General features: G+C 67.3%; 20 protein-coding genes. 9 read left to right on the forward strand and 11 right to left on the reverse strand.

The genetic code is table 11. The annotated features are described in order from the left end of the window. Nucleotides 1-3 precede the first annotated feature (3 nt). Together MXB90_RS07215 and MXB90_RS07220 are read left to right on the forward strand one after the other, a co-directional pair. Nucleotides 4-468 carry a DNA polymerase III subunit chi gene (locus MXB90_RS07215; protein WP_250042929.1) on the forward strand — a complete coding sequence of 155 codons (465 nt, stop codon included), beginning with the start codon at nucleotides 4-6 and terminating at the stop codon, nucleotides 466-468. Between the two features lie 276 nt (nucleotides 469-744). Next, nucleotides 745-1,821, forward strand: coding sequence for an ABC transporter substrate-binding protein (locus MXB90_RS07220; protein WP_250042931.1), 1,077 nt, complete (start codon nucleotides 745-747; stop codon nucleotides 1,819-1,821). An 82-nt stretch (nucleotides 1,822-1,903) separates the two neighbouring features. On the opposite strand, the gene MXB90_RS07225 is transcribed toward MXB90_RS07220, so the two are convergent. After that, the gene (locus MXB90_RS07225) at nucleotides 1,904-4,150 is read right to left on the reverse strand and encodes a TRAP transporter permease (protein ID WP_250042934.1); all 2,247 of its coding nucleotides are present in this window, start codon (nucleotides 4,148-4,150) and stop codon (nucleotides 1,904-1,906) included. A gap of 115 nt (nucleotides 4,151-4,265) precedes the next feature. After that, nucleotides 4,266-5,252: a TAXI family TRAP transporter solute-binding subunit gene (locus tag MXB90_RS07230; protein WP_250042936.1), complete on the reverse strand. Its 987-nt coding sequence runs from the start codon at nucleotides 5,250-5,252 to the stop codon at nucleotides 4,266-4,268. Nucleotides 5,253-5,604: 352 nt separating this feature from the next. Between MXB90_RS07230 and wrbA the strand changes: the two genes are divergently transcribed. The 6 genes from wrbA (at nucleotide 5,605) to MXB90_RS07260 (ending at nucleotide 10,068) form a co-directional block, all read left to right on the forward strand. After that, on the forward strand, nucleotides 5,605-6,198 hold the full coding sequence (wrbA, locus tag MXB90_RS07235; RefSeq protein WP_250042939.1) for an NAD(P)H:quinone oxidoreductase: 594 nt from the start codon (nucleotides 5,605-5,607) through the stop codon (nucleotides 6,196-6,198). A 131-nt stretch (nucleotides 6,199-6,329) separates the two neighbouring features. Beyond that, nucleotides 6,330-6,776 (forward strand): type II 3-dehydroquinate dehydratase, encoded by a 447-nt coding sequence (aroQ, locus tag MXB90_RS07240; RefSeq protein WP_250043030.1) that lies wholly within the window; start codon nucleotides 6,330-6,332, stop codon nucleotides 6,774-6,776. Further along, on the forward strand, nucleotides 6,773-7,549 hold the full coding sequence (locus tag MXB90_RS07245; protein ID WP_250042942.1) for an HpcH/HpaI aldolase family protein: 777 nt from the start codon (nucleotides 6,773-6,775) through the stop codon (nucleotides 7,547-7,549). The genes aroQ and MXB90_RS07245 overlap by 4 nt, the downstream gene beginning before the upstream one ends. A 264-nt stretch (nucleotides 7,550-7,813) precedes the next feature. Beyond that, complete coding sequence (locus MXB90_RS07250; RefSeq protein ID WP_250042945.1) at nucleotides 7,814-8,776, forward strand: sulfurtransferase; 963 nt, start codon at nucleotides 7,814-7,816, stop codon at nucleotides 8,774-8,776. A 3-nt stretch (nucleotides 8,777-8,779) separates the two neighbouring features. Then, entirely contained in the window at nucleotides 8,780-9,904 is a 1,125-nt protein-coding gene (locus MXB90_RS07255) for a YeeE/YedE family protein (RefSeq protein WP_250042947.1), read from the forward strand. Next, entirely contained in the window at nucleotides 9,901-10,068 is a 168-nt protein-coding gene (locus MXB90_RS07260; protein WP_250042949.1) for a hypothetical protein, read from the forward strand. Before MXB90_RS07255 ends, MXB90_RS07260 begins: the two co-directional genes overlap by 4 nt. Nucleotides 10,069-10,113: 45 nt before the next feature. On the opposite strand, the gene MXB90_RS07265 is transcribed toward MXB90_RS07260, so the two are convergent. The 8 genes from MXB90_RS07265 to xdhA all read right to left on the reverse strand — a co-directional run bounded on the left by MXB90_RS07265 (nucleotide 10,114) and on the right by xdhA (nucleotide 20,140). Beyond that, nucleotides 10,114-10,671, reverse strand: a complete 558-nt coding sequence (locus MXB90_RS07265; protein WP_250042952.1) for a glutathione peroxidase — start codon at nucleotides 10,669-10,671, stop codon at nucleotides 10,114-10,116. Nucleotides 10,672-10,766: 95 nt separating this feature from the next. After that, nucleotides 10,767-11,849 (reverse strand): BMP family ABC transporter substrate-binding protein, encoded by a 1,083-nt coding sequence (locus tag MXB90_RS07270; protein ID WP_250042954.1) that lies wholly within the window; start codon nucleotides 11,847-11,849, stop codon nucleotides 10,767-10,769. A 46-nt stretch (nucleotides 11,850-11,895) separates the two neighbouring features. Beyond that, nucleotides 11,896-12,828: an ABC transporter permease gene (locus MXB90_RS07275; RefSeq protein WP_250042956.1), complete on the reverse strand. Its 933-nt coding sequence runs from the start codon at nucleotides 12,826-12,828 to the stop codon at nucleotides 11,896-11,898. Further along, entirely contained in the window at nucleotides 12,825-13,904 is a 1,080-nt protein-coding gene (locus tag MXB90_RS07280; protein WP_250042957.1) for an ABC transporter permease, read from the reverse strand. Before MXB90_RS07280 ends, MXB90_RS07275 begins: the two co-directional genes overlap by 4 nt. Then, the gene (locus tag MXB90_RS07285; RefSeq protein WP_250042958.1) at nucleotides 13,901-15,409 is read right to left on the reverse strand and encodes an ABC transporter ATP-binding protein; all 1,509 of its coding nucleotides are present in this window, start codon (nucleotides 15,407-15,409) and stop codon (nucleotides 13,901-13,903) included. Before MXB90_RS07285 ends, MXB90_RS07280 begins: the two co-directional genes overlap by 4 nt. 35 nt (nucleotides 15,410-15,444) lie before the next feature. Then, nucleotides 15,445-16,386: a xanthine dehydrogenase accessory protein XdhC gene (gene xdhC / locus MXB90_RS07290; RefSeq protein WP_250042960.1), complete on the reverse strand. Its 942-nt coding sequence runs from the start codon at nucleotides 16,384-16,386 to the stop codon at nucleotides 15,445-15,447. Next, the gene (xdhB, locus tag MXB90_RS07295; protein WP_250042962.1) at nucleotides 16,383-18,740 is read right to left on the reverse strand and encodes a xanthine dehydrogenase molybdopterin binding subunit; all 2,358 of its coding nucleotides are present in this window, start codon (nucleotides 18,738-18,740) and stop codon (nucleotides 16,383-16,385) included. The genes xdhC and xdhB overlap by 4 nt, the downstream gene beginning before the upstream one ends. Continuing rightward, entirely contained in the window at nucleotides 18,737-20,140 is a 1,404-nt protein-coding gene (xdhA, locus tag MXB90_RS07300) for a xanthine dehydrogenase small subunit (protein ID WP_250042965.1), read from the reverse strand. Before xdhA ends, xdhB begins: the two co-directional genes overlap by 4 nt. A 158-nt stretch (nucleotides 20,141-20,298) precedes the next feature. Here xdhA and dnaE point away from each other — a divergent pair, with 158 nt between their 5' ends. Continuing rightward, nucleotides 20,299-23,802 (forward strand): DNA polymerase III subunit alpha, encoded by a 3,504-nt coding sequence (gene dnaE, locus MXB90_RS07305; protein ID WP_250042970.1) that lies wholly within the window; start codon nucleotides 20,299-20,301, stop codon nucleotides 23,800-23,802. A 23-nt stretch (nucleotides 23,803-23,825) separates the two neighbouring features. Here the strand turns inward: dnaE and MXB90_RS07310 are convergent, their stop codons facing one another. Continuing rightward, complete coding sequence (locus MXB90_RS07310; protein ID WP_250042972.1) at nucleotides 23,826-24,032, reverse strand: SlyX family protein; 207 nt, start codon at nucleotides 24,030-24,032, stop codon at nucleotides 23,826-23,828. Between the last annotated feature and the right edge of the window lie 30 nt (nucleotides 24,033-24,062).

Consider the following 24,062-nt stretch of genomic DNA (forward strand, 5'->3'; position numbering starts at 1 on the left):
TCCATGGGCGCCGCGCTCTTCTATCACGTCACCCGCAGCCCGGTGGAAGAGGTGGTGGTGACGCTCTTGACGCGGGCGCTGGCGCAGGGCTGGCGGGTAGACCTGCGCGGCGCCGACCCGGCCCGCATGGCCGCGCTGGATGACCGGCTGTGGCAGGGCCCGCCCGAGGGCTTTTTGCCCCATGGCCGCGCGGGCGGCCCGCATGACGCCCGCCAGCCCGTGCTGCTGACCACCGGCGCTGCGGGGCGCGCGGCTAATGACCCGCAGGCCGTCATGGCGATCGACGGCGCGACGGTCACGCCCGAGGATCTGGCCGCACATGAACGCGTCTGGATCCTGTTTGATGGCAACGACCCCGCCGCGGTTGATGCCGCGCGCGGCCAGTGGCGCGCGCTGACCGGCGCCGGCGCCAAGGCCCAATACTGGAGCGAGGAGCAGGGCCGCTGGGAAAAGAAAACGGAAACCTGACGGCGCGCCATCTGCGCGACCGGTCCCCCGCGGCACCCGGCGGATGCCTCCGGCGGGAGTATTTGGGCCAAGAAGAAATGCGATGCGGCTTCTTCTTGGCAAAAATACTCAAATCGACCGCGGTCCCGGGCGGGCGGCGCGGCGTGGGTTCGGGCGCCGGGGCCGATTGACTTTGGCGAAAGCCCTCCCGTAGCCTGTCGCCATGCGGGTCCATTCCGGATCGGCGCAAAATGCGGGGATACTGAACCCCGCGCCAACACAACACGGGAGATCACAGTGAAGCGAGTCATCCTTTTGTCCAGCGCGCTTGTGGGCCTTGGCCTGCCGGCCATGGCGAATGAAGTGGCGGTTCTTGGCTGGGGCGGCGCCTATACCGTCAGCCAGGTCGAGGCCTATCACAAGCCCTTCGCCGAAAAGACCGGCGTCAAGGTGATTTCGGTCGATACCGACAACCCGGCCACGCCGATCAAGGCGCAGGTCGAATCGGGCAATGTCACGACCGATGTGGCCAGCGTGGAATATGCCGATGCGGTGCGCCTGTGCGATGAGGGCCTGCTGGAGGTGATCGACCCCGCGATCCTGGAACCCGGCGTCGACGGCACGGCCGCGACCGAGGATTTCCTGGACGGGGCGTTGGCCGAATGTTTCGTGGCCACCGACGTCTTCTCGACCGTTCTGGCCTATGACGCGAGCAAGTTCCCCGAGGGCGCGGGCCCCGCGACGATCGCGGATCTGTTCGACACCCAGAAGTTCCCCGGCAAGCGCGGCATGCGCAAGAGCGCCAAGGTCAATCTGGAAATGGCGCTGATGGCCGATGGTGTTCCCGCCGCCGAGGTCTATGACCTGCTGCGCACGCCCGAGGGTGTGGACCGCGCCTTTGCCAAGCTGGACACGATCAAGGGCGACATCATCTGGTGGGAAGCCGGTGCCCAGCCGCCGCAGCTGCTGGCCGATGGCGAGGTTGCGTTGACGGTGGCCTATAACGGGCGCATCTTCAACGCGGCGGTCACCGAGGGCAAGCCCTTTGAGATCGTCTGGGACGGCCAGGTCTATGAGATGGAAGGCTGGGTCATTCCGAAGGGCGCGCCGAACATGCAGAACGCGCTGGATTTCGTCGCCTTCTCGACCGGGTCGGCGCCGCTGGCCAAGGCGGCCGAATTCATCAGCTATGGTCCGCCGCGCAAATCCTCGGCCCCGCTTGTTGGCAATTTCCAGGGCACTGACATGCCGATGGCGCCGAACCTGCCCACCAGCCCGGAAAACCTGGGCAATGCGCTGGCCTCGGATTACGAATTCTGGGTGGATCACGACACCCAGCTGAATGAGCGGTTCAACGCCTGGATTGCCGGCTGATCGCAGCCCAGGGTCTGAAACGTCAGGACCGCGCCTTTCGGGGCGCGGTCCTTTTCTTTCCGGGGTGGGGGGATCGGCGCGCTCAGTCGCTGCCGCGCACTGCGATCATCGCATCGGGGCGCGGGCGAAAGACCCGCTGCACCGCCACGGTGGCCACGGCCAGCCCAATGCCCGCCAGATCGGTGAAAAGCCCGCCCTCGATCATCAGCAATGCCGCGATCAGCAGGCCCGCGCGGATGAACCAGGCCGCGCGCGCGCCCAGAAGCCAGCCCTGCACCGCGCTGGACAGGAAGAACACCCCCACCGTCGCGGTCGCCACCGCGCGCAGGATCACCGGCCAGTCGCCCTGCATCAGCAGCGCGCCGTTGTAGAAGAACATGAACGGCACGATGAAGGCCGACAGCCCGATCTTGAATGACGTGACCGACGTCCGCATCGGGTTGGCGCCCGAAATCCCGGCCGCGGCATAACTGGCCAGCGCCACGGGCGGGGTGATGGCCGACACGACCGCAAAGTAGAAGACAAAGAAATGCGCTGTCAGCATCGGCACACCGAGGTTCACCAGCCCCGGTGCCACGACCGAGGCCGCCACCGCATAGGCCGCCGTGGTGGGCATGCCCATCCCCAGCAGCACCGCGATGCACATCGCAAAGAACATCGCCAGCAGCTGCGAGGTGGCCGCGATGCCCAAGAGCAGGTTCGAAAACCGCGCGCCGACCCCGGTCAGCGAAATCACGCCCACGATGATGCCCGCACAGGCGCAGACCACGATGATCTGGATCGACATCACGCCCGCGATTTCAAAGGCGCGGGCAATGGCGCCCGGGCCCATCCGCCAGGGCGTCAGCCAGCTGACGACGGCGGCCGCCACGGTGGCCAGCGTGCCCGCGCGGATCACCGAATAGCCCATGAACAGCGCCGCGATCAGGATCACGATCGGCAGGAACAGGAAGGCGCGGCGGGCCAGTTTGCGGAACTTGGGCAGCTCATCTTCGCGCATCCCGCGCATGCCCATTTTCGCGGCTTCCAGATCGACCATGAAATAGACCGATACGAAATACAAAAGCGCCGGGATGATCGCGGCCACCGCAATGTCGGTATAGGGGATGCCGGTCACCTCGGCCATGATGAAGGCGCCCGCGCCCATGATCGGCGGCATGATCTGCCCGCCGGTCGAGGCGGCGGCCTCGACCGCGCCGGCGGTGTCCTTGCGATAGCCCAGCCGCTTCATCAGCGGAATGGTCAGCGACCCCGTCGCCACCACATTGCCCGCGCTGGTGCCGTTGATCATGCCCATCAGCGCGCTGGCAAAGATCGCAACCTTCGCCGGGCCACCGCGCGCGCGCCCGGCTGCGGCGAAGGCGAAGTTGACAAAGTAATCGCCCACCTTCGACGCCTGCAGGAAGGCGGCGAAGATGATGAACAGGATGATATAGGTCGAGGACACCGCGGTCGTCGCCCCCAGGATGCCGACATCGGTGTAGACCTGGCTGAAGAACCGCTGCCAGGCGATGGCGGGCGAATTCAGGAAGCCCGGCAGATATTGGCCGGTAAAGACATAGACCAGGAAGATGCCCGAGATCACCACCAGCGCCAGCCCCGCCACGCGGCGCGTCAGTTCCATGATCAGCAGCGTTCCGGCCACCGCGGCGATGGAAATGCCGATCGGCGCAAAGGGGGTGCCGGTCGAATTGCGCATCAAGGTGCCGTAGATCGTGATCAGATAGGCCGCGACAGCCAGGCCACAAATGCTCAGCACCACATCGGGGATCGCCAGCACCGCCCGACCGCGGCTATGGAACCAGCCCAGAACGATGCCGCCCACCGTGGCCAGCATCAGCGGAGCGCCATAGACCCAGGTTTCATTGAAGCGGATGCGTTCGTCGATGCCGTTCCACATCAGCCCGCCCGCGATTTCGCGCTGAAACGACAGCGCGGCACCCAGCGACCACAGCGCCGGGATCAGCAGCGCATAGCCGATCCAGGTGGTGATCTTCGCCCGCCCGTCATCGCGTGGCGCAAAGCGGGTGGCCGAAAACAGCGTGAAGCCCAGCAAAAGCGCCCCGGCGATGTGGACGATGCGGAAATTCCACGTCTCCATCGGCAGGCGCGGCAGGAAGGGCAGGTTCACCGCCCCCCCCGTCATGCGCGAAATCGACAGCCCGTTCAGCGCGGCCAGATGGAAGAACGCATAAAGCCCCGCAATGACCGACACGGCCAGCAGCATCCGCCCCTCAAACAGGCGGCGGTTGCTTTCGACGGGTTCTTCGTCGACGCCCTGGGCGATGATCAGCTCATCATCCTGGCTTTGGGTTGGCGTGGCGTTCATGGATCTGTCCCCCGTCCTGTGACCGCGTTGTTCCGATGGTGCCGTGTTTGGCGCAAAAAGTCGAACGGGGCCGACATCCCGCAAAGGACCGGCCCCGCCCAAGGTCTGTGCGGGATCAGCCGCCGTAGATCATGTCGGCCGGGATCGAGGCGCCGTTTTCATTGAACCAGCGCGCCGCACCGGGGTGCCATTTCAGCACGTTGTTCTTGTCCCAGTGCTCGGGCAGCGATTCCGAGGCGGACGAGTGGATGTTGACCATGCGGGCATTGTCTTCCATCGCGATGCGCGTCGCCTCATAGACGAAGGTTTCGGGCAGGTCGCAATTGGCGATGGCAAAGTTCCACATCGCGACCGAGGCCAGCGGCGCTTCCAGCGTCTTGTAGACGCCCGCGTCGATGTCATAGCGCGACACCGGGAAATCGGCGGTGACCTTGGCCAGTTCATCCTCGTTGAAGCCGATGATGTTGATGTTGGTCTGCACCTCAAGCTGGCTGACGGTCGGGATCGGCACGCCCGCGGCAAAGCCGATCACATCCAGCAGACCGTCCTGCATCTGGCCGCCCAGATCGTCCCAGCCGCCGTTGCGCCGTTCATATTCGACGCCCAGATCGGTCAGCATGCGCGGGAAATAGGTGTCCGCGCTGGACCCGGCCGGGCCAAAGCCGATGCGCGCGCCCTTGGGAATATCGGCGATCGAGCCGATGTTCGAGGATGCCAGCGCCGCCAGGTGGAAGGGCGTCTGATACATCGGGAAGATGGCGCAGGCCTTGTCCATCGCCAGCCCCGGCGCGATCGGGTTCAGGCCGGCCAGCGATTCCGCCGCCGGGCCCAGCGTGGTCAGGCCAAAGGCCAGATCGCCGGTATGCACCAGCGCCATGTTCTGCATCGGCCCGCCGGTCACCTCGCCCGCGCCGGTGATGCCCAGTTCCTCGGCGACAAGGTTCGCCCAGCCCGAGCCATAGACGAAGAAGGTGCCGCCCTGCGATGCGGTGCCCACGGTAAAGCTGCTGGGCCAGCCGGTGCGATCGACGTCTTGCGCAACGGCGCTGCCGGCGATGATGGCGATGGCCGCAACGGACCCCGCGAAAGCGTGGAATTTCATGTGTTCCTCCTCAGCAAGTTTGGCTCAGCGTCTGTGGCTGAACCTGTTAGGTTCTTGTCACGGGTCATGTCACTGGTGACGCAACGGGCCGGTGGCAGCCTGTTGTCAGTCTTAGGCCCTGATCTGGTAAGGTCAACTGTCCAGATCGCCGGATTTTGCCGCAAGGGCCGGTTTTCGTTACGGCAAGCGGCGGTCCGGGCGCGGCGTCCGGGGCGCATCTGTGCACAGATCCCCTGCGCCGATTGGGGAACCGCAACGCCGCCCGCCGTGTTAGCCTTGTTGGCGGTGCCTGCGGCGCGATGCCGCGCCGCGCGGCCCGTTGGCGAACCATAACCCAGGGAAGGACCGCTGCATGAGCAAAGTCAAACTCGCCGTCATCTTCTATTCCACCTATGGCACCAACCATCAGGTCGCCGAAGCCGCCGCCGAGGCGGGCCGTGCCGCCGGCGCCGATGTGCGGCTGCTGCGCGTGGCCGAAACCGCACCCCAAGCGGTGGTCGATGGCCAGGACGCCTGGCGCGCCCAGGCCGACCGGATGGCCGATATCCCCGAGGCATCCGCCGCGGACATGGAATGGGCGGATGCCTATTTCTTCGCCTGTCCCACCCGCTTTGGCGGCGCGGCCAGCCAGATGCGCGCCTTCATCGACACGCTGGGCGGCGTCTGGTCCAAGGGCGCGATGGCGGGCAAGCCGGTGACCGCGACCACCAGCGCGGGCAATGCCCATGGCGGGCAAGAGGCCACGATCCTGAGCCTTTACACCAGCTTCATGCATTGGGGTTCGGTCATCGTGCCGCCGGGCTATACCGACCAGTCGATCTATGCGGCGGGCGGCAACCCCTATGGCTATTCCACCAAGGCCGGCGAATTCGACGATGCGGGCCGCGCCGCGGTGGCCCATCAGGCGCGCCGCCTGCTGGATGTGGCCGCGCGGCTGGCGGGCTGATCGCGCGCGCAACCGCCATTGATGCGCCCCCCAATGCCCCCAAAGCGCGCGGCCCCTAGGCGTGGGCCGCGCGCTTCGCTATGCAGAACACCGATGCCAAGCGTGAGGAGGGGGCGATGACCCAGGCCGACATGAAGACGATCTACATCCTGAACGGGCCGAACCTGAACCTTCTGGGTCAGCGCGAACCCGAGATCTATGGCCATGACACGCTGGCCGATGTCGAACGGCGCTGCGCGGATCTGGCGGCGCGCAAGGGCTTTGCGCTGCAGCTGTTCCAGTCGAACCATGAAGGCGTGATCATCGACACGATCCATCAGGCGCGCCATTCCGCCTGCGGCATCGTGATCAACCCCGGCGCCTTCACCCATACCTCGGTGGCGATCCTGGATGCGCTGAACGCCTTTGCCGGGCCGGTGATCGAGGTCCATATCTCGAACGTCCACAAGCGCGAGGCGTTCCGCCACCAGTCCTACGTCAGCCTGCGCGCCGACGGGGTGATGGCGGGCCTTGGCGTCGAGGGGTATGAGCTGGCCGTGCGCCGGATCTGTTCGCTTTGCAGCGGGGGTGGCGCATGACCATGCCGCACAACAGTTTCAAGGCCGCGCTGGCCGCGGGGCGGCGCCAGATCGGCATCTGGTGCACGATCGGCGACCCGGGCCATGCCGAGGCGCTGGCCACCTGCGGCTTTGACTGGATGCTGATCGACACCGAACATACGGTGATCGGCCCGGCCGTGGTGCAGACCATGCTGCAGGCGGCGGCCCCCTGGCCGGTGGCATGCGTGGTCCGCCCCGGATCGCTGGATGTGGTGGAAATCAAGCGGCTGCTGGATGCGGGCGCGCAAAGCCTGCTGATCCCGATGATCAATTCCGCCGACGAGGCCCGCGCCGCCGTCGCCGCCACCCGCTATGCGCCCCAGGGCATCCGCGGCATGGCCGGGCTGTCGCGCGCCACGCGCTATGGCACCGTGACCGATTACGCCACCCGCGCGGCGCAGGAAATCTGTCTGCTGGTGCAGGTCGAAACCGTCGCCGCGCTGGACCAGATCGAGCCGATCTGCGCGGTTGATGGCGTGGACGGGGTCTTTGTCGGCCCCGCCGATCTGGCGGCCTCAATGGGCTATCCGGGTCAGTCGCGCCACCCCGCGGTCACCGCCGCCGTGCTGGACGCGATTGCGCGCATCCGCGCCGCCGGCAAGCCCGCGGGCATCCTGTCGCAAGACCCCGGCGTGCTGGAGGCCGCTTATGACGCGGGCGCGGGATTTGTCGCCGTGGGCATCGATCAGGCGATCATGCTGAAAGGCGCGCGGGCATTGGCGCAGGATTGGACCGCGCGCGACCCGGGCTGACGGCCCGGTCCAGGCAATCCGGGCTGGGCCCCGATCCGGCGGCGGCGCAAGAAAAGGCCAGCTGTTTCGCCGCCGCGTGGGTGTTTGGGTGAATGTCCGCTTGATGTCGACTGATTTGGAATTCTGTTTCAAAGGGCGCGCTTTTCGGGAATATTGACCCAGAGAAAACGGGATTCCTCGCGGAATACCGGAACAATTTCCCTTGCCTTCCGTGCCGATTTGCCCATTTCAGGGCCAAACGGCAAGCATGGAAAGGGTTTGCAGATGAAACAGTTTCTTGCAGCGACCACCTTCGCGGCACTGATCGCGGCCCCCTCGATGGGGGCGGCACAGACCAACCTGTTCGGCCCGCTGCTGACGCCCGCGGAATTCGCGGCGCTTCAGCCCACGACCGACGCGCTGGTGCTGGATATCCGCGTGTCCGACGGGGACAACAAGGCCGCGGATTATGATTCCGGTCACATCGCGGGGGCGATCCACGCGCCCTACGGGCTGTTCCGCGGCCCGAAGGAAAACCCCGGCGCCGTGCCCTCGGCCGACAAGCTGACCGAGGTGCTGCGCGGTCTGGGCGTCACCCATGACCGGCCCACGCTGATCGTGCATCAGGGCAAGGACGAAACCGATTTCGGCGCCGCCGCGAGGGTTTACTGGACGCTGAAATCCAGCGGCGTCAGCCAGCTGGCGATCCTGAACGGCGGCATGAATGCCTGGACCGAGGCCAGGCTGGACCTGTCGACCGTGCCGGGCGTGGCCCAGCCCAGCGACATCACCGTGACGCTGGCCGATGACTGGCTGGCCACCACCGATGACATCGTGCAGGTGGTCGAGGGCAAGGACAGCGCGCGCCTGGTCGATTCGCGCCCTGAATCCTTCTGGGTGGGCGAACAGGCCCACGGCGCCGCCGCGCGCCCGGGCACACTGCCGCAATCGGAATTCTTCACCCATTCGCGCTGGTTCGGCACGACACCCAGCAAGATCGACGTGGACACCGTCAAGCGCCTGGCCGCCGAGGCGGGCTATACCAACGCCGATGCGCCGCTGGTGTCGTTCTGCAACACCGGGCATTGGGCCGCGACCAACTGGTTTGCGTTAAGCGAGCTGGCCGGGGTTGAACAGGTAAAGCTTTACCCCGATTCGATGGTGGGCTGGTCGCAGGCGGGTCTGCCGATGGACAATGTTCCCGGGCCGATCCGCAACCTGTGGAACCAGATCACGAGCGTGTTCTAAGCCATGGCGCAGGTGGAACATCTGCCCGCCGGTCCCGTGCGCCTGTTCGGGCGGGCGGGGCTTGTGGCGGGGGCGGGGGCGCTGGTGCTGGCGGTGGCGGCGCTTGCGGGCGCGCGCTACGGCCTGCTGCTGCTGATCGGGCTGGGCTTTGGCATCGCGCTTGAGGGGCTGCGCTTTGGCTTTGCCGGGCCCTGGCGCGCGATGATCCTGCGCCGCGAACCCGCGGGCATCCTGGCGCAGCTTTTGGCGATCGCGCTGGTCGCGGTGGTGGCCTTCCCGCTGATCGGCGCCAACCCCGGTGAACTGGTCGGCGCCCATGCCCCCGTCGGCGTGGCGATGATCGGCGGGGCCTTTGTCTTTGGCGCGGCGATGCAGCTGGTGCTGGGCTGCGGGTCCGGCACGCTGGTCAATGCGGGCAGCGGCAATGCGGTGGCGGCGGTGGCGCTGCCGTTCTTTGCCATCGGCAGCTTTGCCGGCACGCTGCATATCGATTGGTGGATGGGGCTGGGATCGGCCCCGGTGGTGGCGCTGTCGGGGACCACGGGGCTGGCGGTGACGCTGGCGGCACTGGCGGCGGTGGCGGCGCTGGTCTGGTGGCTGGGCGCGCCGCATAACCGCAAGCTGCCGCGCCGTCTGGTCTTTGCGGCGCTGGCGCTGGCGGTGCTGGCGGTGCTGAACCTGGTGGTCGCGGGCCAGCCCTGGGGCGTGGTCTATGGCCTGGGCCTGTGGGTCGGCAAGGGCGCGCAGGCGCTGGGGGCGGATCTGTCGGCCACCGGCTTCTGGGCGGCGCCCGGCAATGCCGAACGTCTGGGGCAAAGCCTGCTGACGGATGTGACCTCATTGACCAATCTGGGCATCATCGCGGGGGCCTTCCTGGTCAGCGTCTGGCGCGGCGGTCTGCGTGACCGGGTGGCGCGCCTGCCGGCGCGGGCCTGGATCGCGGCGGTGGTCGCGGGGCTGGCGCTTGGCTATTCGTCGCGGCTGGCGTTTGGTTGCAACGTGGGGGCCTTTTTCAGCGGCATTTCCACCGGCAGCCTGCACGGCTGGGTCTGGTTCGTGGCGGCCTTCGCGGGCAGCTATTACGGCATCAAGCTGCGCCCACTGGTCGGGCTGGAGGCAAAGGCATGACGCGGGCACCTGTGGCATGGGGCGTGCTGGTGCTGATCGGGGCGGTGGTGCTGGCCGATCTGGCGGGCAGCGCGCCGCTGAACCCCTACAAGGCGCCGCCCGCGCTGGCGCTGGGGTCGGGGCAGGCGGCCAGCGGCGCGCATTGCGCGGCCCCGCCGAAGTGACGAAGTTGAACTGGAAAGGGCCGGGATATCCCGGCCCTTTTCCTGTCAGGCCCGTGGCAAAAGCGGGCGAAAGGCGTTCACGATCGGCGCCGCATCGGGCCGGGTGGGCGATCCCCAGGTGGCGACAACCTCACCCGCGGGGCCCAGCAGCACCTTGTTGAAATTCCAGCGCGGCACAAAGCCATGCGCATCGCGCAGCCAGCGGTAAAAGGGATGCACCTCGCCGCGCGCGACATGGACGATATCGGTCATCGGCAGGGTCAGGCCATAGGTCAGGGTGCAGAATTCCTTGACCGCCGCGGCATCGTCCAGTTCCTGGCGGAAATCATCCGAGGGCACGGCCAGCACCACAAGCCCCTTTGGCCCCCAGCTGTCATGCAGCGCCTGCATCTGTTCCAGCTGCGGCGTGAACCCGCACAGCGAGGCGGTATTGACCACCAGCACCGGGCGGCCGCGCCACAGGGCGGTGTCGATCACGCCCCCGTCGATCGAGGGGAAGGTAAAGCTGGGCTGGCTGTCGGCATGGGCCCCGCGTCCGGCCAGGGTGGTGGCCGCAGCGGTGGGCAGGGCGGCCAGAAGGCCAAGGGCGTGGCGGCGGTGCATCATCTCCTCCGGTCGGGACTGCCACAAAGGTAGGGCGCGCCGCGCAAAGGAAAAGGGCCGGAAGATCCGGCCCTTTCGCATGCGTTCGGGGGGGCTTACTTCGGCAGTTCGGCGGTGATGCCTTCGACGTAGAAGTTCAGGCCCGACAGTTCCTCATCAGTGGCGACCTGACCTTCGGCCAGCCAGGCGCTGCCGTCCTGCTTGTTCAACGGGCCGGTGAAGGGGTGGTATTCGCCCGATGCGATCTTGTCGCGAAGTGCCTCGGCCTCGGCCTTGACCTCGGCGGGGACGGCCTCGGTGATTTCGCCGATCACGACCTCGCCATCACCGATCCCGCCCCAGGTGGCGCTGGATTCCCAGGTGCCGTCCAGCATCATGCCGACGCGCTTGACGTAATAGGGGTCCCAGTTGTCGATGATCGAGGAAATCCGCGGCGCGGGGGCAAATGATCCCATATCGGATGCCTGACCAAAGCTGTAGATCCCGGCCTCTTGCGCCTTGGCCTGCGGCGCGGTGGAATCGGTGTGCTGCAGGATGACGTCCACGCCTTCGGCGATCAGCGCGGCGGCGGCGTCCGCCTCTTTCGCGGGGTCGAACCAAGTGTAGGCCCAGACCACCTTCATTTCCACATCCGGGTTCACCTTGCGGGCGTGGATGAAGGACGAGTTGATGCCCTGCACCACCTCGGGGATCGGGAAGGACCCGATGTAGCCGATCTTGTTCGACTTGGTCATATGGCCCGCGATCGTGCCCAGAACGGCGCGGCCTTCGTAGAAGCGCGCGTCATAGGTGGCGACGTTGTCGGCGCGCTTGTAGCCGGTGGCATGTTCGAATTTCACATCCGGGAATTTGGCCGCGACATTCATCACCGCATCCATGAAGCCGAACGAGGTCGCGAAGATCAGCTTGTTGCCTTCCAGCGCCATCTGCGTCAGCACGCGTTCGGCATCGGGGCCTTCGGGCACGCTTTCGACGTAAGAGGTGACGACGCGGTCGCCATAGGCGGCCTCAACCGCCTTGCGGCCCAGATCGTGCTGATAGGACCAGCCCATGTCGCCCACCGGGCCGACATAGATGAAGCCCACCTTCAGCGGGTCCTGGGCAAAGGCGGGCAGGGTGGTCGCGGCGGCCAGCAGGGCGGTCGCGGCGGTGGTGGTCAGAAAGGATCTGCGGTTCATGGGTGCTCCCCGTTGGTTAAGGCCCCTGCGGGCCGGGTGATGGGCCTCAGGTCGAGGCATGGAAGGATCGGCCAAGGGCGGCCGGTGCCGCCTGCGCGCCGCGCCGGTGCAGCGCGGTGATCAGCACAAGCGCCACGATGGTCACGACATAGGGCGCCATGGTCAGCAGATGCACCGGGATCTTGTAACCCGCCGCCTGCATCTGCAGCTGGATCGCGGTGATGCCGCCGAACAGATAGGCCCCCAGCAGCACCCGTTCCGGCCGCCAGCTGGCAAAGACCACGATCGCCAGCGCGATCCAGCCCGCGCCCGCGGTCATGCCTTCGGTCCATTGCGGCACGCGCACCAGGCTAAGGTAGGCGCCCCCCAGACCCGCCAGCGCCCCGCCAAAGGCCAGCGCGGTCACCCGCACCGCCACCACCCGGTAGCCAAGCGCATGGGCGGCATCATGGTTTTCGCCCACCGCGCGCAGGATCAGCCCGGCGCGGGAATGGCGCAGGAACCACCACGTCGCCGCCACCAGCGCCAGCGATGCATAGACCATCCAGTCATGCGAAAAGAGGATGCGCCCCGCCACCGGGATCTCGGCCAGCGGCCCGAAGGGCAGCTTGGGCGTGGGCGGCGGGCGCACCCCCTCAAAGCCCTTGCCGATCAGCGCCGACAGGCCCAGCCCGAACAGCGTAAGCGCAAGCCCCGTGGCGACCTGATTGGACAGCAGAACCTGCGTCAGAAAGGCAAAGATCAGCGCCATCGCGGCCCCCGCCAGCGCCCCGCCCAGAAAGCCCAGAACCGGGCTGCCCGTGGCCACGGCCGCGGCAAAGCCGCCCACCGCGCCCATGATCATCATCCCCTCGACCCCAAGGTTCAGCACGCCTGCCTTTTCGGCCACCAGCTCGCCCGTGGCGGCCAGCAGAACGGGGGTTGAGGCCGCCATCAGCGTGGCGATCAGCACCACGATATCGATACCGCCAAGGATCATGCCGGTGCCCCCCCGAAACGGATGCGGTAATTGGTCAACAAGTCAAAGCCCAGCAGGAAGAACAGCAACATCCCCTGAAACACCTGAATCGCCGCAGCCGGCAGTTGCAGCATCAGCTGCGCCATGTCGCCGCCGATATAGGTCAGCGCCATCAACAGCCCCGCCAGCAGGATGCCGATCGGATGCAGCCGGCCCAGAAAGGCCACGATGATCGCGGTAAAGCCATAGCCCGCGTTGAAGGCATCGGTGATCTGGCCCGATGGGCCCGCCACCTCAAACAGACCCGCCAGCCCCGCCAGCGCACCCGACAGCCCCAGGCACGCCACCACCAGCCGCGCGGGCACCACGCCGGCAAAGCGCGCGGCCTTGGGCGCCTCGCCCGCGACGCGGATGCGGAAGCCCGCGATATGGCGGTGCATCAGAACATAGGTGCCGATCACCGCCAGCAGCGCCGCGACCACGCCCCAGTGCATCCCCGTGCCCGCGATCAGTTCGGGGTTATGGGCGGACGGATATTGCTGCAGGTTGCGCGACCCGGGAAAGCCAAAGCCCTGCGGGTTCTTCATCGGGCCAAAGGCCATGTAGGCCAGCAGGTTCTGCGCCACATAGACCAGCATCAAAGACACCAGGATTTCCGAGACGCCAAAGCGGTTCTTCAGCAGCGCCGGGATCATCGCCCAGACCAGCCCGCCAATCCCCCCCGCGACCACCATCGCCGGGAACAGCAACGCGCTTTCGGCCGGAAAGACCGCCAGCGCCACGCCCGCGCCACAGATCGCGCCGATGATATATTGTCCCTCGGCGCCGATGTTCCAGATGCCCGCGCGAAAGCCAACCGCCAGCCCCGAGGCGATCAGGATCAGCGGCCCCGCCTTGACCAGCAGCTGGCCGCGGAAATAGCCCGCATTGGGGCCGAACAGCGGGTCCCAGAAGATGGTGCGGATCGCCGCCACCGGGTCCTTGCCCAGGGCCGCGAACAAGATGCCCCCCGCGATCATCGTGGCGATGACGGCGATGATCGGGGTCGTGACCGACCACATCCGCGACGGCATCGGCCGTTTGACAAGGGTGATCATGGTGCGGCCTCCTGCATGCCGTGGGCGCCGCCCAGCATCAGCCCGATTTCCTCAAGCGTCAGCTGCGCGGTGTCGCGCGGGGCCGACAGGCGGCCTTCGTTCAGCGCGGCGAACCGATCCGAGATTTCCAGAAGCTCATCCAGATCCTGGCTGATCGCGATCACCGCCGCCCCGCGCGCGGCCAGATCCAGCAGCGCCTGGCGGATCGCGGCGGCGGCGGCGGCATCCACGCCCCAGGTCGGCTGGTTGACCACAAGAACCACGGGGTCCTGCAAAACCTCGCGCCCGATGACGAATTTCTGCAGGTTGCCCCCCGAAAGGGCGCGCGCGGCCACATCGGGGCCGGGCGTGCGCACGTCAAAGGCGGAAATCACCGATTGCGCGAAACTGCGCGCGGCGGATTTGTCGATAAAGCCCTTGCGGGTCAAGGGCTTGCGGACCGTTCCTGTCAGGATCGCATTGTCCGTCAGGCTAAGGTCGGGGGCGGCGGCATGGCCCAGCCGTTCTTCGGGCGCGGCCAGCACACCCAGGCGGCGGCGCGCATTGGGCCCCAGCGCGGCGATGTCGCGCCCGTCCAGCAGCACCGTGCCCGGCGCCGTGGGCCGTTCGCCCGACAGCGCCGCCAGCAGCTCTTCCTGACCGTTGCCCGCAACCCCGCCGATGCCCAGAACCTCGCCCCGGCGCAGATCGAATCCCACGCCGCGCAGCGCCGGGCCAAAGGGCGACAGCGGCGCCAGATCCAGCCCCGCCACCTGCAAGACCATCGCGCCCGCGCGCCGCCCCGTGCGGTCCACGGGCTTCAGTTCCGCCCCTACCATCATCTCGGCCAGTTCGCGCGCCGATTTGTCGCGCGGCGCGCAGCTCGCCACCACGCGGCCCCCGCGCAGGATCGTGGCGGTGTCGCACAGCGCGCGGATTTCCTCCAGCTTGTGCGAGATATACAGGATCGCCGTGCCCTCGGCGGCCAGCTTGCGCAGCGTGTGGAACAGGATCTCCACCTCTTGCGGGGTCAGCACGCTGGTCGGTTCGTCCATGATCAGCAGTTTCGGGTCCTGCAGCAGGCAGCGGATGATCTCGACCCGCTGGCGTTCACCCGCCGACAGATCGCCCACCGTGCGGTTTGGGTCCAGCGGCAGGCCATAGGCATTCGACACCGCACGGATGCGCCCCGCCAGCGCGCGCATCGGCGGCGGGTTTTCCATGCCAAGCGCCACGTTTTCGGCCACGCTCAGCGCCTCGAACAGCGAGAAATGCTGAAACACCATCGCCACGCCCGCGGCGCGCGCCGCGCGCGGTTCGGCCGGCTCATAGGGCGCGCCATGCAGGCGCATCGCGCCCGCATCCGGCTTGACCAGCCCGTAGATCATCTTGACCAGCGTGGATTTGCCCGCGCCGTTTTCGCCCAGCAGCGCATGCACCTCGCCCGGGGCGACGGCAAAGCTGACCCCGTCATTGGCCAGCACGCCCGGATAGGCCTTGGTCAGCCCCTCGACCGTCAACAGCATGTTCTGTTCCGTTCCGTCCCCAGTTCCGTCCCCAGTCACACGGCGCATCCTTTTGCGGTTGGTGCGACCGTTCGGGCCGCCGCGCTCTGGTCCCTCAGTAGCGCGGCTGCGACCCCCACCGCAATGGCCTGCGGATGTTTGCCAAGGCCGGGATCGCCAATCGGGCAGGTGATGCGCGAAATTGCGGCGTCGTGATGGCCAAGTGCCCGCAGCCGCGCCCGAAACCGCGCCGCCTTGCTGGCCGAACCGATCAGCCCAAGGCCGGCACAGCCATGCCCCAGCAGCCGGTGGCACAGCTCCAGGTCCAGCGCATGCGAATAGGTCAGCACCAGATGATGCGCCCCGCGCGGCGCCAGTGCCACCAGATCGGCGGGGTTTTCCGCGATCAAGGGCGTCACGCCCGTGGGCAGGTCGGGAAAACGATCCGCCCCGGTGTCGGCCCAGTGCAGCGCCAGCCCCGGCAGCGGCGCCAGCACCGACACCACCGCGCGCCCGACATGGCCCGCCCCCCAGATCCAGACCGGCATGGGCTGCGGCGCCACCGCCTCGATCAGCCAGCCGTCGCGCAACAGCGGCGGGGCCGCGCCCCGGTCGCGGGCGCGGGCCAGCGCGCGGGCGACAGACAGCGGTATCGTGGCGGGGCCCTCGATCCGGCGGGCGTGAAGGGGGCCGGTCAGCGCGGCAACTGCACCAGCCTCCCAGACCTCATAGGCCAGCGTCACCGCGCCGCCGCAGCACTGCCCCAGCGCCGGGCCAAGGGCGATCCGGTCCAGCCGCGGGGCGGTTAGGGCGCGGGCCTTGGCGATCGCCTCGAACTCCAGCCGGCCGCCGCCGATCGTGCCTTCGGTCGCGTCCCGCCAGACCAGCATCGCGGCCCCGGCCTCGCGCGGGGCCGATCCGCGGGCCTCGGCCACCAGCACCCGCACGAAGGGGCCGCGCGCCGCCGCACGGGCCAGCGTTTCGGGGCACAAAGTCATCGCCCCACCCCCCGCGCGCGGGCCACGGCGGACAGCACCGCCTCGGGCGTGGCGGGGGCGCGCAGGTCGGGGTAATGCGGCCCGCAGGCCGCGCAGGCATCCGACAGCGCCAGAAAGGCCGAAATCCCCAGCATCAGGGGCGGCTCACCCACGGCTTTCGACCGATAGATCGTCTCTTCGCGGTTCTCGCCCGGCCACAGCGCCACGTTGAAGACCGCCGGACGGTCCGAACAGGCGGGGATCTTGTAGGTCGAGGGCGCATGCGTGCGAAGCCGCCCCCGATCGTCCCAGACCAGTTCCTCGGTCGTCAGCCAGCCCGCGCCCTGGACATAGCCGCCTTCGACCTGGCCCAGATCGATCGCCGGGTTCAGGCTGGCGCCGGCATCATGCAAGATATCGGCGCGCAGAATGCGGTTCTCACCGGTCAGCGTGTCGATCACCACCTCGGTCACGGCCGCGCCATAGGCGAAATAGAAAAACGGCCGCCCCCGGCCCGCAGCGCGGTCCCAATCCAGCTTGGGCGTCGCATAGAACCCGGTCGCCGACAGGCTGATGCGCGCCTGATAGGCCGCTGCAACCGCCGCCTCAAAGCTCGTCCCGGTTTCGCCCGCATAGACGCGTCCTTCGGCAAAATGCACCTCGGCCGGGGCACAGCCCGCGCGATCCGCCAGAAACCCCGCAATCCGGCCCCGGATCGTATCGCAGGCGGCCTTCACCGCCATGCCGTTCATGTCCGCCCCCGATGAGGCCGCCGTGGCCGAGGTGTTGGGCACGCGGCCCGTGTCGGTCGCGCTGATCCGCACCCGGTCAATGGGCAGGCCAAAGGCGGCCGCCGCCACCTGTGTCACCTTTCGGTGCAGACCCTGGCCCATCTCGGTCCCGCCATGGTTCACCGCGACTGATCCGTCCTGATAGACATGCACCAAGGCCCCCGCCTGGTTCAGATGCGTCAGCGTGAAGGAAATCCCGAATTTCACCGGGCTCAGCGCAAGGCCGCGCTTCAGCACCGGCTGGCCGCGGTTCCATTCGGCAATCGCGGCGCGCCGCGCGGCCAGATCGGCCGATTGTTCCAGTGCCGCCACCAGATCATGCAGAATGAAATCCTCGACCGGCTGACCGTAATGGGTATCTTGCGCGGCGGCTTCCCCCTTCGGCTTTGCGGAAATATCCTCGGGGGGGCTCGGGGGGGCAGACGGCCCCCCCGCCGGGCCGCTTGCGGGCGCGTAGAAATTGCGCCGGCGCAGCTCCAGCGGGTCAAACCCGGTCTGATGGGCGATGTGGTCCATCACCCGTTCCATCCCCAGCATGCCCTGCGGCCCGCCAAAGCCGCGAAAGGCGGTGGCGCTTTGGGTATTGGTGCGCAGCCGGTGGCTTTCGATCCGCATCGCGGGGATGAAATAGGCATTGTCGGCATGCAGCATCGCGCGGTCGGCGACCGGCAGGCTAAGATCCTGGGCCCAGCCGCAGCGGGCGTAATGGGTGAACTCCAGCCCCAGCAGGCGACCTTCCGCATCCACCCCCGCGCGATAGTCGATGCGGAAATCGTGGCGCTTGCCGGTGATGATGAAATCGTCATCGCGGTCATAGCGCATCCGGCAGGGCCGCCCGGTGGCGCGCGCGGCCAGCGCACAGGCCACCGCCAGCGCATTGCCCTGGCTTTCCTTGCCGCCAAAGCCCCCGCCCATGCGGCGCATTTCCACCCGCACATCATGCAGCGCAAGCCCCAGCGCGTCGGCCACCTTGTGCTGGATTTCGCTGGGATGCTGGCTGGAACAGTGGATCACCACCCCCTCATCGCCGGGCAGCGCCAGCGCCGCCTGGCCTTCCAGATAGAAATGTTCCTGCCCGCCGATTTCAATCTGGCCCGTGACCACATGGGCGGCGCGGGCGATGGCGGCGGCGGCATCGCCGCGGGTCCAGATCACCGGGCCGGTTTCAAATCGGCTGTTTGCCGCCAGCGCCTGATCGATGGTCAGGATCGGCGGCAGGGGCGCGATGTCGATGCGCGCGGCCCGCGCCGCCACCCGCGCCGCGCGGTGGCTTTCGGCCACCACCAGAAACACCGGCTGGCCCAGGTAATGCACCAGGCCCTGCGCCAGCAGCGGCTCATCCCCGGCCGAGGCCGAGACGTCATTGGCAAAGGGCAGATCCTCGGCCCGGATCACCGCGACGACGCCCGGGCTTTGGCGCACCGGATCCAGATCCAGCGCCGCGATCCGGCCATGCGCGACCGGCGACAGGCCAAAGGCCAGGTGCAGCGTGTCCGCGGGGGTGGGGATGTCATCGGTGTAACGCGCCGCCCCCGTCACATGCAGGCGGGCCGAATCATGGGGCAGGGGTTGGGTCACGCTCATGCCCGCACCTCCAGCACCGAAACTGTGGCGCCGCTGCGTTCCAGCCAGTAGCGGTGCAGCATGGCGCGTGCCCCCGCCATCCGGTAGTCGGCCGAGGCGCGCAGATCGTCCATCGGCGTGAAATCGTCGGCCAGCGCGGGCAGGGCGGCTGTTATCGCGGCCTCGGACCAGAGGGCGCCGGTCAGCGCGGCTTCCAGCGCGCGGGCGCGTTTCGGGGTGCCGGCCATGCCGCCAAAGGCGATGCGGGCGGCGGTGATCCTGTCGCGCTCGACCGTCAGGTTGATCGCGCCGCAGACCGCCGAGATGTCCTGATCGAAGCGTTTGGACAGTTTGTAGCAGGCAAGCCCCGGCGCGGTGGCCGGGATCGTGACGCTTTCGACGAATTCGCCGGGGCGACGGTCCTGTTTGCGGTAGTCGAGAAAGAAATCCTCAAGCGGCATTTGCCGCCGATCCGCCCCCCGCCGCAGCGTAAGCCGCGCGCCAAGCGCGATCAGCGCGGGCGGGCCATCGCCGATCGGCGAGCCATTGGCGATATTGCCGCCGATCGTCGCCGCCTGGCGGATCTGTTCGCTGGCAAAGCGGCGCAAAAGGCTGGCGAAGGCGGGGTGCGGGCCTTCCATCGCCGCGCGCAGGGCGGCAATGGTCACGCCCGCGCCGATGGTGATTTCGCCTTTTTTTTCTGTAATCTGGCAAAGATCCTTGCAGCGGTTTGTGAAGATCAGCGGGCCAAGATCGCGCAGATCCTTGGTGACCCAAAGCCCCAGATCGGTCGCGCCTGCGACAAGCGTGGCATCGGGTGTGTCCAGATAGGCCCGGGCCAGGTCATCGGTGGTTTCGGGCAGGACCGCGGGGGCTGTCTGCCCCCGCACCCCCGAGGATATTTCGGCAAAGCCGAAGGCAGGCGCATGGGGTCGGTCTTTCAGCAGCCAGTCGGGCGCGGGGGCGGATTGCGCGGCGCGGGCCGCACGGATGATGGGCGCATAGCCCGTGCAGCGGCACAGGTTGCCGGCCAGGATGTCGTCGTGATCGTGCCGTCCGTTCAGATGCGCCGCGGCCAGCGAGACCACGAAGCCCGGTGTGCAAAAGCCGCATTGGCTGGCGTGTTCGTCGATCATCGCCTGTTGCAGCGGGTGCAGCTGGCCGTCGGGGGCGGCGATGCCTTCGACCGTGCGCAGCGCCTTGCCGTGGATCTGGGGCAGGAACAGCAGGCAGGCGTTCAGCGCGCGGCTGCCGCCCTCGTCGGTGATCATCACCGTGCAGGCGCCGCAATCGCCTTCATTGCAGCCTTCCTTGGTGCCGGTCAGGCGGCGATCCTCGCGCAGCCAGTCCAGCACCGTGCGCGTGGGGTCGGTGACCGTCACATGCGTGGTTTCCCCGTTCAGAAGAAACGAGATATTCATGGTGCAATCCGCCGCGGTCTTTTGCGTCAAGGTCCGGGGCGCCCCGCCCGATGCGGCGTAAAGCGGGGGCGCCTTTTGTCCTGTTGGTCAGGAAACCGCAGGACCGGGCGATTTGGCAAGCCCTTTCCGCCGCCGGGCGGCTGGGCTAGGGTCGCGCCATGACACATCCGCGATTCATCCACCTGCGCGTTCACACCGAATATTCGCTTCTGGAAGGGGCGGTGCCGGTGAAAAAGCTGATCGGGCTTTGCGAAAAGGCCGGGATGCCGGCTGTGGCCGTGACCGATACCAATGCGATGTTCGCGGCGCTGGAATTTTCGGTGCTGGCGCAGGGCGCTGGCGTGCAGCCGATCGTGGGCTGTCAGATCTCGGTCGCGCATGATCCGGCCCAGCCGGGTGAGCGGCCGCGCCCGCCCGCGCCGGTGGTTCTGCTGGCGCAGGATGAAGCCGGTTACATGAACCTGATGAAGCTGAATTCCTGCCTGTATCTGGACAAGGGCGGGCAGTTGCCGCAGGTGACGCTGGACGAACTGGCCACCCATGCGGCGGGGCTGATCTGTCTGACGGGCGGGGCGGACGGCCCGGTGGGCCGGTTTCTGCAGGCCGGGCAGGCGGGCAAGGCGCGGCTGCTGATGGAACGGCTAGCGGCGATCTATCCGGACCGGCTGTATGTGGAACTGCAGCGCCATCCCGGTGAGGGCGGCGCGCTGCCGCAGGCCGAACGCGCGACCGAGCGTGGGCTGATCGAAATGGCCTATGATCTGGGCCTGCCGCTGGTCGCCACCAACGATGTCTATTTCCCCAAGCCTGAGATGTATGAGGCGCATGACGCGCTGATCTGCATTTCCGAAGGGGCCTATGTCGACCAGCAGGAACCGCGCCGTCGCCTGACGCCGCAGCATTACTTCAAATCCGAGGCCGAGATGGCGGCACTGTTCGCCGACCTGCCCGAGGCGCTGGAAAATACGGTGGAAATCGCGCGCCGCTGTGCTTTTGCCGCCTACAAGCGCAAGCCGATCCTGCCGAAATTCGCCGATGACGAGGTTGAAGAGCTGCGCCGTCAGGCCTGGGCGGGGCTGGACGCGCGTCTGGCCGTGATCCCCCATGCCGCCCCGGTTGAAGAATACCGCGCCCGGCTGGAGTTCGAGCTGAACATCATCGAGCAGATGGGTTTCCCCGGCTACTTCCTGATCGTGGCCGACTTCATCAAATGGGGCAAGGCGCAGGGGATTCCGGTGGGGCCGGGGCGGGGCTCGGGCGCGGGCAGCCTTGTGGCCTATGTGCTGACGATCACCGACCTTGACCCATTGCGCTACAGCCTGCTGTTCGAACGCTTCCTGAACCCGGAACGCGTCTCGATGCCGGACTTCGACATCGACTTCTGCATGGATCGCCGCGAAGAGGTGATTCAATACGTCCAGCGCAAATACGGGCGCGAGAAGGTGGGCCAGATCATCACCTTCGGCGCGCTTTTGTCCAAGGCCGCGGTGCGCGACGTGGGGCGCGTGCTGCAGATGTCCTTCATGCAGGTGGACCGCCTGTCCAAGATGATCCCGGTGGAAGGGGTCAAGCCGGTCAGCATCGAAAAGGCGCTGGCCGATGAACCGCGCCTGCGCGAGGCGGCCCGCGCCGAAGAGGTCGTGGCGCGCCTTCTGAACTATGCCCAGCAGATCGAGGGGTTGTTGCGCAACGCCTCGACCCACGCCGCGGGTGTCGTGATTGGCGACCGCCCGCTGGATGAGCTGGTGCCGCTGTATCAGGACCCGCGGTCCGACATGCCCGCGACCCAGTTCAACATGAAATGGGTGGAACAGGCGGGTCTGGTGAAGTTCGACTTTCTGGGCCTGAAAACCCTGACGGTGATCCAGAACGCGGTTGAGCTGATCCAGAAATCCGGCCGCCCGCTGCATGTGGATGCGGCCGGAAACCGGCTGTATGACCCCGCCGAGGGGGCCGAGGATCAGATCAACGCGATCCCGATCGACGACGCCAAGACCTACGAACTTTACGCCCGCGCGCAAACCGTGGCGGTGTTCCAGGTCGAAAGTTCCGGCATGATGGATGCGCTGCGGCGGATGAAGCCCACCTGCATCGAGGATATCGTGGCGCTGGTGGCGCTGTATCGTCCGGGGCCGATGGAAAACATCCCGGTCTATTGCGAGGTCAAGCACGGGCTGCGGCCGCTGGAAAGCCTGCATCCCACCATCGACCCGATCCTGGCGGAAACGCAGGGCATCATCGTCTATCAGGAACAGGTGATGCAGATCGCCCAGGTCATGGCGGGCTATAGCCTGGGCGGCGCCGACCTGTTGCGCCGCGCGATGGGCAAGAAGATCGCCGAGGAAATGGCGAAAGAGCGCCCCAAGTTCATTGAAGGCGCCAAGGCCACGCACAATATCGACGCGAAGAAAGCTGGCGAAGTCTTTGACCTTCTGGAGAAATTCGCCAACTACGGCTTTAACAAATCGCACGCCGCGGCCTATGCGATCGTCAGCTATCAGACCGCCTGGCTGAAGGCGAACCACCCGGTGGAATTCATGGCCGGCGTCATGAACTGCGATATCCACCTGACCGACAAGCTGGCCATCTATGTCGCCGAGACGCGGCGCAACATGGGCATCGAGGTGATCGCGCCCTGCGTCAACCGTTCGCTCGCGACCTTTGACGTGGTCGATCAGAAACTGGTCTATGCGCTGGGGGCGCTGAAGAACGTCGGTGTCGATGCGATGCGCCTGATCGTGGCGGCGCGGGGCGCCCGGCCCTTTGCCGACCTGACCGATTTCGCCCGCCGCTGCGACCTGAAGCGGATCGGCAAGCGGCCGTTGGAAATGCTGGCCCGCGCCGGGGCCTTTGACGCGCTGGACCCGAACCGCAAGCGCGTCTTTGACAGTCTGGACGCGTTGGCCGCCTGGTCGGCCGCGGTGGCCGAGGCGAAGGCGTCCTCGCAGGTGTCGCTGTTTGGCGAGGCGGGCGAGGATCTGCCGCCCCCCCGCATGGCCGATACCGACGACTGGATGCCCGCCGAACGCCTGGCCGAGGAACACAAGGCGGTGGGCTTTTACCTGTCGGGCCATCCGCTGGATGATTATATGCCCGCGCTGAAGCGCAAGAAGGTGATGACGCTGGCCGAACTGACCGCGCGCGCCGAGGCCGGGCCGGTGGTGGCCAAGATCGCGGGCAATGTGGCGGCGCGGCAGGAAAAGAAATCCGCCAAGGGCAACCGCTTTGCCTTTGTCTCGCTGTCCGATCCGACCGGGCTTTATGAGGTGACGGTGTTTTCCGACACGCTGGAAGCGGCGCGGCAATATCTGGAACCGGGGCAGGCCGTGGTCCTGACGGTTGAGGCCAATATGGAAGGCGAGACGCTGAAACTGTTGGCGCGCGGGGCCCAGCCGATCGACAGCGTGGCCGCCGATGCGGGTGGCGCGGGGCTGCGGGTGCATGTCGAAACGCCCGAGGCGGTGGCCGCGGTGGCAGCACTTCTGGACCGCATGCAGCAAGAGGCGCGGGTGCGCGCGCGCGGCCCGGTCAATTTCTGCGTCAACGACCAGGCGCGGGGGGCGGAATATGAAATCTCGGCCGGGCGCGACTTTCCGGTGAACCCGCAGGTCAAGGGCGCAATCCGCGCGCTGCGCGGCGTCGTCACGGTCGAGGAAATGTAGCCCGCCCGCGCCTTGCCTGCGCCTTACCAGTGCGGCGGGCGCTGATCGGCCAGCGGAATGGTGCCGCCGCCATCGACTTCGCGTTCCGCCTCGCGTTCCAGCAGCAGGCCAAGGCGGCGCGTCAGGCGTGCGATTTCTGTTTCCTGACGGGCGACGACATCGGACAGGTCTTCGACCATCCGCGTCAGATAGGCGATCTGTTCCTCGGCCCGTTCGATCCGTTCTTGCATGTCAAACCCCCTGTTGCCGCCCCGCGCCCC

Origin of the sequence: Phaeovulum molybdatiresistens (genome assembly GCF_023544865.1) — a bacterium.
GTDB lineage: Bacteria > Pseudomonadota > Alphaproteobacteria > Rhodobacterales > Rhodobacteraceae > Pontitalea.

Excerpts from the sequence above, each read along its gene's own strand:
- MXB90_RS07215 (WP_250042929.1), top strand. The coding sequence starts at position 4 with ATGGGCGCCGCGCTCTTCTATCACGTCACCCGCAGCCCGGTGGAAGAG.
- MXB90_RS07225 (WP_250042934.1), bottom strand. The coding sequence starts at position 4,150 with ATGAACGCCACGCCAACCCAAAGCCAGGATGATGAGCTGATCATCGCC.
- MXB90_RS07230 (WP_250042936.1), bottom strand. The coding sequence starts at position 5,252 with ATGAAATTCCACGCTTTCGCGGGGTCCGTTGCGGCCATCGCCATCATC.
- wrbA (WP_250042939.1), top strand. The coding sequence starts at position 5,605 with ATGAGCAAAGTCAAACTCGCCGTCATCTTCTATTCCACCTATGGCACC.
- aroQ (WP_250043030.1), top strand. The coding sequence starts at position 6,330 with ATGAAGACGATCTACATCCTGAACGGGCCGAACCTGAACCTTCTGGGT.
- MXB90_RS07245 (WP_250042942.1), top strand. The coding sequence starts at position 6,773 with ATGACCATGCCGCACAACAGTTTCAAGGCCGCGCTGGCCGCGGGGCGG.
- MXB90_RS07250 (WP_250042945.1), top strand. The coding sequence starts at position 7,814 with ATGAAACAGTTTCTTGCAGCGACCACCTTCGCGGCACTGATCGCGGCC.
- MXB90_RS07255 (WP_250042947.1), top strand. The coding sequence starts at position 8,780 with ATGGCGCAGGTGGAACATCTGCCCGCCGGTCCCGTGCGCCTGTTCGGG.
- MXB90_RS07260 (WP_250042949.1), top strand. The coding sequence starts at position 9,901 with ATGACGCGGGCACCTGTGGCATGGGGCGTGCTGGTGCTGATCGGGGCG.
- MXB90_RS07265 (WP_250042952.1), bottom strand. The coding sequence starts at position 10,671 with ATGCACCGCCGCCACGCCCTTGGCCTTCTGGCCGCCCTGCCCACCGCT.
- MXB90_RS07270 (WP_250042954.1), bottom strand. The coding sequence starts at position 11,849 with ATGAACCGCAGATCCTTTCTGACCACCACCGCCGCGACCGCCCTGCTG.
- MXB90_RS07275 (WP_250042956.1), bottom strand. The coding sequence starts at position 12,828 with ATGATCCTTGGCGGTATCGATATCGTGGTGCTGATCGCCACGCTGATG.
- MXB90_RS07280 (WP_250042957.1), bottom strand. The coding sequence starts at position 13,904 with ATGATCACCCTTGTCAAACGGCCGATGCCGTCGCGGATGTGGTCGGTC.
- MXB90_RS07285 (WP_250042958.1), bottom strand. The coding sequence starts at position 15,409 with ATGCTGTTGACGGTCGAGGGGCTGACCAAGGCCTATCCGGGCGTGCTG.
- xdhC (WP_250042960.1), bottom strand. The coding sequence starts at position 16,386 with ATGACTTTGTGCCCCGAAACGCTGGCCCGTGCGGCGGCGCGCGGCCCC.
- xdhB (WP_250042962.1), bottom strand. The coding sequence starts at position 18,740 with ATGAGCGTGACCCAACCCCTGCCCCATGATTCGGCCCGCCTGCATGTG.
- xdhA (WP_250042965.1), bottom strand. The coding sequence starts at position 20,140 with ATGAATATCTCGTTTCTTCTGAACGGGGAAACCACGCATGTGACGGTC.
- dnaE (WP_250042970.1), top strand. The coding sequence starts at position 20,299 with ATGACACATCCGCGATTCATCCACCTGCGCGTTCACACCGAATATTCG.
- MXB90_RS07310 (WP_250042972.1), bottom strand. The coding sequence starts at position 24,032 with ATGCAAGAACGGATCGAACGGGCCGAGGAACAGATCGCCTATCTGACG.